This is a genomic window from Rhizobium sp. PEPV16 (assembly GCF_008919455.1).
Lineage (GTDB): Bacteria > Pseudomonadota > Alphaproteobacteria > Rhizobiales > Rhizobiaceae > Rhizobium > Rhizobium leguminosarum_Q.
On sequence record NZ_VSZV01000117.1, the window covers coordinates 1 to 5612 of the forward strand.

At 62.8% G+C, this 5612-nt stretch carries 4 protein-coding genes and 2 pseudogenes; all 6 read right to left on the reverse strand.

What is annotated here, in order from left to right:
* Positions 1–295, reverse strand: a pseudogene (locus FY112_RS01765) (carbohydrate ABC transporter permease); the annotation flags it as partial.
* A gap of 1 nt (position 296) precedes the next feature.
* Positions 297–1292 (reverse strand): sugar ABC transporter permease, encoded by a 996-nt coding sequence (locus FY112_RS01770; RefSeq protein ID WP_131708068.1) that lies wholly within the window; start codon positions 1290–1292, stop codon positions 297–299.
* A 2-nt stretch (positions 1293–1294) separates the two neighbouring features.
* Complete coding sequence (gene ugpC / locus FY112_RS01775) at positions 1295–2401, reverse strand: sn-glycerol-3-phosphate ABC transporter ATP-binding protein UgpC (protein WP_131620183.1); 1107 nt, start codon at positions 2399–2401, stop codon at positions 1295–1297.
* Positions 2389–3753 (reverse strand): glycoside hydrolase family 28 protein, encoded by a 1365-nt coding sequence (locus FY112_RS01780; protein ID WP_151517502.1) that lies wholly within the window; start codon positions 3751–3753, stop codon positions 2389–2391. Before FY112_RS01780 ends, ugpC begins: the two co-directional genes overlap by 13 nt.
* Entirely contained in the window at positions 3750–4844 is a 1095-nt protein-coding gene (locus FY112_RS01785) for a glycoside hydrolase family 88 protein (protein ID WP_017991433.1), read from the reverse strand. The genes FY112_RS01780 and FY112_RS01785 overlap by 4 nt, the downstream gene beginning before the upstream one ends.
* 17 nt (positions 4845–4861) lie before the next feature.
* Positions 4862–5612 (reverse strand): annotated as a pseudogene (locus tag FY112_RS01790) (hypothetical protein); the annotation flags it as partial.

Sequence of the window (5612 nt, forward strand, 5' to 3'; positions counted from 1 at the left end):
TGAGGCCGATACGCCGCACCATGGCCATCTCGCGTGGCTTACCGTCGATGGTCACCTGCCAGAGGCTGAGCGGCTTGTCGAAGCCGGGCACCGTCTGCTCCACCGCGGCACGCGGAAGCAGCGCCGGCGGAAACCGGGTGATCTCAGCTGCCGGCTTCAGCGAGGAGAGACCCGCCCAGACGACGGGAACGAGCACGGCGAACGTGCCGCCGATCAGCCAGACCCATGACAATATATCGGTGATATCGATGCGCCCGGCCCGGCGCGTGCGCGAGAGAAAGCTGATCGGGTTCATCTCAGGACTCCATTCGCTTGCCGAGGCGCAGCTGTATGAGGGTGAGCACCAGAAGCACCAGCCCCATAAGAACCGATGCGGCGGAGGCCAGTCCGAAGAGGCGGAGATCGCTGCTGAATGCCATCTGGTAGATATATTGGACAATGAAGCTGTTGGCCGTGCCCGGACCGCCGCCATTGGTCAGAACCCAGGCTTCGTCAAAGATCTGCACGGACTTGATCATCAGAAGGATGAATACGACAAGCAGGTTCGGAGCAAGGAGCGGAAGCGTGATCCTGAACAGCGTGCGGCGCGGCGACGCAGCGTCGATGGAGGCAGCCTCGTAGAGCTCCTTGGGGATCGCCTGTAGGCCGGCGAGCAGGATGAGCGTGTAAAAGCCCATGTGGAACCAGACCGACACCACGACGACGAAGAAGCGCGACCAGCCAACGTCGAGCAGGAAGATCTCAGGCGGGACGCCGAGCATCTGAAAGAAGGCGTTCAGCAGCCCGTTGCGATCGAGGAACCACTTCCAGATCAGGCCGATGACGACCGGCGACAGCAAAACGGGATAGAAGAACATCGCCCGGAAGAAGCCGCGCGCAAAGATCGCCCGGTTGAGAATCAGCGCCGTGATCAGCGCCACCAGCAATGTAGCGACGACATTCAAGGCCACGAACCAGAGCGTGTTCCACACAGCCGTCCAGAACAGCGATTCCTGGCAGGTTCCGGGCTGCAGATAATTGCCGCAGGAAAGCAGCGTGCGGAAATTATCCAGGCCGACGAAGGGGCGTTCCGAGACGAAAAGATTGGTTCCGCCGGTGAAGGCGTAACCGACCGCGATCGCGATCGGAAGGAACGTGAAGATGGCGAACAGAATGAGGTTCGGCGCCAGGAACAGCCATGGCATACGCTTGCGGCCGAAGATGCGTTCGATCACATTTATCGGGGCTTCGACCACTCTCATCGCCGTTTCCCCCGTCTGGGACAGCAATGCACCTGCCTTGAACGCCGCCATGTTCAGCGTCTCCCCTGTCCGGGCCGCCGGGCAAAAGCCAGGCCGTTTTCGGGATCGAACAGATGAACCCGCCCCGGAGCGGCGTCGATCAGGATTGGGTCACCAGGCGCCGGCGCGAAATGACCGGCCTCATGAATGATGATCTGCTCGTCCTGCCCGGCAAGGTTGCCGTAAACATAGGTCTCGGTCCCGAGGCCCTCGTGATACTGGACGATAAACGGCAGGCCTTGCCCGCTGGAGCGTGAAAAATGCGCGGGCCGGATGCCGGCGAGAACGGCCTGCCCGACCGCAATGCCGGCGAGATCGACATCGCTGACGATGCTGCCGCCGTTGCCGACATCGATGACGACGCCGCTTTCGCCGACGCCTGATACCTTGCCCTTGATGATGTTCATGCGCGGCGAGCCGAGGAAACCCGCGACGAAGAGATTGCGCGGGCTATCGAACAGGTCCAGCGGCGCTCCGACCTGCTCGACCCGCCCGGCGCGCAGCACGACGATCTTGTCGGCCATCGTCATCGCCTCGACCTGGTCATGCGTGACATAGATCATCGTCGTCTTGATCTCGCGGTGGAGCTTGGTGATCTCGGCCCGGGTCTGGACGCGCAGCGCCGCGTCGAGATTGGACAGCGGCTCGTCGAAGAGAAAAATGTCCGGTTCGCGCACGATGGCCCGGCCGATCGCCACGCGCTGGCGCTGGCCGCCCGAAAGCTGCTTCGGGCGCCGGTCCAGATAGGGTTCGATCGCCAGCATCCTGGCGGCTTCGGCAATCCGCGCCTCGATCTCGGCACGCTTGAACTTCAGGTTCTCCAGGCCGAAGGCAAGGTTCTTGCGAACGCTCATATGCGGATAGAGCGCGTAGGACTGGAAGACCATTGCGATCTTGCGCTCTGCCGGCGAGAGCGCGCTGACATCGCGGCCCCCGATCGCGATTGCGCCCTCCGTGACCTCTTCGAGGCCGGCAATGACACGCAGCAGGGTCGACTTGCCGCACCCCGACGGACCGACGAAGACGACGAACTCGCCGTCTTGGATATCGAGTTCGACGTCATGCAGGACTTTGACCGAGCCATACGACTTGTTGACGTTGGAAAGTTTCAGTTCTGCCATGTCCCACTCCCATCAGGTGCCGCCGTTTCGAAGACGGCGTCGTTTTTGTTCCAGCCTTGCGGCAGCGGTGTCGGCCTCGTGATCCGCACCTCGTTCATCAGGATCCCGGTGACATCAGCCACGTAGACGGCCGGCATTCCTCCCGGATAGTGCTCAAGACCGATCACCCGCCCGTCCGACCCGCGGGTCCAGGCATTGGCGCGGCCGCCGCCATCGGCTTTCGGGGAAAGGTCCGCATTCGTCGGACGCAAATCATAGGATCGCGCAGTGCCGAGCTGCCCCGGCTGCTGATCGATGGCGATGCGCGCCAGTGATGCGTTGCGGATGCCGGCCGGCGAGGTCGAAATGACGGTGATCGCCCCCTCCATCCGGCCGGTGATGTCCTCGACGATGAGATTTTCGATGGTACCTGCCGTGCGCTCCGCGACACGATCGACGACATTGACCGTCAGCGCCTCCCCCGAGCCCCAGAAACCATCGGGGGTCTCGCGGCACTCAACCGCAATTCTCGAAAACCTTACGTTCGATATCCGGCCGCCGTCGCGCGAAAAGACGCCCAGCGCCCTGTTGGAAGATGAGACGTTGCAATCCTCGAACACGACATTGGTGACGTCGCCATGGGTTTCCGTGCCGATCTTCAGGGCGCAGCTGAGGCTCTGAACGGAACATCGACGGACGAGAATATTTTCGCATCGCCCGATGGCGACACGGTCGGGACCAATGCTCGTCTTCAGGCATATGCCATCGTCGGCCGTCGATATCCGGCAGTCCTCGATAACGGCGCCGCGGCAGGCATCCAGCACGATGCCGTCGGTGTTGGGAAGGCGGCGGTCGTTGTCGATGGTCACGTTCCTGACCGCGACATCCGTGCAGTTGACGAAGTGCAGCGTCCACATCGGCGAGCGGCAAATATGGACGGAGCTGATCTCGACCTCGTCGCAACCCTCAAAGACGACGACACGGGGACGAAATTCGGCGGGGATGAAGGTTCCCACCGTCTCGTCGTCTCCCACAATGAAGCTGTCGCAACCGGCTTCGATGCGGCCCGCCCCCGTCAGGCTGATCCGCCGTGCATCCTTGGCAACGATCATCCCGCGATCCGATTTTTCGGCGATCACCGAAACACTCGTATGCGCATAGGCGGCATAGTCCGGAACGGGACGCAGGATCGCGCCGGCGGCCAGATGAAGGTCGACGCCGGATCTGAGCTGGAGCCCGCGGCAGACGTGGATACCGGCCATGAGCTCCATGCGTCCGCCGCCCGAAGCCGACAGGCCGTCGATGGCCGCCTGCAGGCGGACCGTATCGTCGCCCTGCGCAGGTTCGATCGCGACGAGAGACACAGGGCTCATTGGCGCTCGCCGTTCTCGAGAAAGACTTCCGTCAGGAGCAGCATGGTCAGTGCCTGGCCATAAGGCGTCGGCACGTTCGGAATGCGCCTGTAGAAATCGAGGTCATGGCCCATCGGCGTGCCGTCCGAGACGCCGTGGACGACGCCTTCCTCGTCGATCTGCGCCAGCACGGCCGCAAGCGCGCGCTCCGCATAGGCCCTGTCGTCCTTGTCGAGAATGCCGGCATCGATGGCGCGCAATATGCCGTAGGCAATGCCTGCCGTGGCCGAGGTTTCCAGCGGCGAGGACGGATCGTCCAGAAGCGTCGTGAACATCCCGTCCGGCCGCTGGTATGCCTTGAGCGAACGCACTTGGCTGACGAGGACATTCGAAAGGAACCGGCGGTCCTTCTCGCCGAGTGTCGGAACGAGATCGAAGAGCTCAGGGATGGCGACGGTGATCCACGCATTGCCGCGCGCCCAGAAGGCATTGGCGAAATTGTGCCGCCCGTTGAAGGTCCAGCCGTGATACCAGAGCCCGCTGACCGGATCGGAGAGATAGCGGGTGTGGATCACGAATTGATAGACGGCCTCGTCGATCCATTCGCTGCGCTCGCAGAGCACGCCGGCCCGGGCGAGAAACAGGCAGGCCATGAACAGCGTGTCGTCCCACAATTCGCCGTCGTTGAGACGCTCCTTGACGACGTGCTGAAAGCCGCCGTCTTCGGTCTTTGGCAGTTCCTTGACGAGCCATTCGGCCCAGTCCTCGACGAGAGCACGAAAATCGGGACGGTCGACATGCTGGACGAGGATTGCAAGCGGCAGCATCGGCGCCGTGCTGTTGATCTGGCGTGGCGGCAGGCCCCGTTCGATCTGGCCGGCATACCAGGCGACGAGCTCCTGCAGCGCTTTCTGATCATTGGTGGAAATGGCGCGCCGCAGGAAGCCGTAAAGACCGACGCCGACTTCCCAGTCCCATTCGTCGAACTGGATTCCGGAGGCGGAATTTCCCGTCACGAGACCTTCCTTGATGCCTCTGAGCCGGCTGAAAGCCGTTGCCACGCGATCGATCGTCGTCAGGAGGGCGGCGTTATCGACAGATGTTGTGTTCATGCAGGAGACCTATGTTTTTAGGAGTAGAACGGCCCGTCAGTGCCGGCGCCGGAGGCTGCACTGTCGTGAGTGAGGATCGGGTGCGGCTGATCATGGGTGAAGGGCCTCGCCTCGCCGCCGATCGAAAGACCGTCGGTATAGGAGAGGTCGATCGCCGGGCCGCCCGGTGGCATCAGAGAGAGACGCCGAAGCCCGGGATCGAAGGAAACCGTCGTCCGGCACAGGCGTTCGATGAACGCCTTGAAGGCGTCGCCATCGCCGCATCCGACGATACCTGCCCAGCCGCACAGCGGCCCGTAGGAGCGCGCCTCGCGACCGGCGGTCGGGCCGTCGGTGATCAGTTCCAGGCCGTTCGACGCCCAGAGGGCGGAAAATCCCCGACCCGATCGCGCGACGAGCCACTTGTCTTCGATGATGAGATCGTCCAGCCCGTCGCGGCCGATATAGGCGTGCGTCCATGCATGGCGTGCGTCGCTTGTGTCCTCGATCAGGAGGGCGACGTCGCGATGCTGGGCAACGCGCGGCAGGATGCCGTTGCCGGCCCAATAGGACGGCCTTTGATTGCCCCAGGGATCGTCCTCACCGGGATGATTGACCCACAGTCTCGCCATCGGGTGGCCGGCCAGCCTGATGTCAATGACATGCTGCTGGTGCCCCTTCTGTCCGGTCTTGTGATCGACGACCGTCGAAAGCTGCGCCGCCTCGTTCTTGAACAGCACCAGTTTTCCGCTCTCGAGCCCCTGGCTGTAACGCGCTTCGACGCTTCTT